The sequence below is a fragment of the Pantoea sp. ANP04 genome, from assembly GCF_041982285.1.
GTDB lineage: Bacteria > Pseudomonadota > Gammaproteobacteria > Enterobacterales > Enterobacteriaceae > Pantoea > Pantoea eucalypti.
This window is the reverse complement of sequence record NZ_JAUTYS010000162.1, coordinates 1-533: the sequence shown is the minus strand read 5'-3', so window position 1 is coordinate 533 and position 533 is coordinate 1. Positions and strand designations below refer to the sequence as shown.

The following is a 533-nucleotide window of genomic DNA, read 5'->3' as shown; positions in this document are numbered from 1 at the left end:
TGATGCGTGCCGATAAAGGCTTCGTCACACGTAGCAACCCGGCGTTCGATGCGCTGTTGGCCGGACCAAAACAATAACCAGGCACGCTGTTGGGAATGCTGTAGTGCAGGCAAAAGTAGCCTACGACGCGACCAAGGGTTAATGTGCGCGGCGTTGACGCTTCTATAGACTGTGCCCGGGTTCGTAACCGAGCCAAATTGATCCTTCATGCCGCTGGCCGCGGCATGATTTAGCCGGAGATGCCAGAAGGGCATCTCGGCCTGTTCTGAGGAGTACGCATGGCTGTCTACAACTACGACGTAGTGGTGCTGGGCTCGGGCCCCGCTGGAGAAGGTGCGGCAATGAACGCCGCGAAAGCAGGACGCAAAGTGGCGATGGTCGATAGCCGTCGCCAGGTCGGCGGCAACTGCACCCACCTGGGTACCATTCCGTCCAAGGCCCTGCGTCACTCGGTCCGGCAGATCATGCAGTTCAACACCAATCCGATGTTCCGGGCCATTGGCGAGCCGCGCTGGTTCTCCTTCCCGGACGTG

Annotated in this window: 2 protein-coding genes; one reads left to right on the top strand and one right to left on the bottom strand. The window is 59.8% G+C overall.

Annotation, left to right across the window (positions count from 1 at the left end; genetic code table 11):
- On the bottom strand, window positions 1-196 hold a 196-nt coding region (locus Q7C21_RS22895; protein ID WP_375151223.1), incomplete at its 3' end, for a hypothetical protein.
- 82 nt (window positions 197-278) lie between these two features.
- On the opposite strand from Q7C21_RS22895, the gene Q7C21_RS22890 reads away from it, so the two are divergent.
- On the top strand, window positions 279-533 hold a 255-nt coding region (locus tag Q7C21_RS22890), incomplete at its 3' end, for an FAD-dependent oxidoreductase (protein ID WP_375151222.1).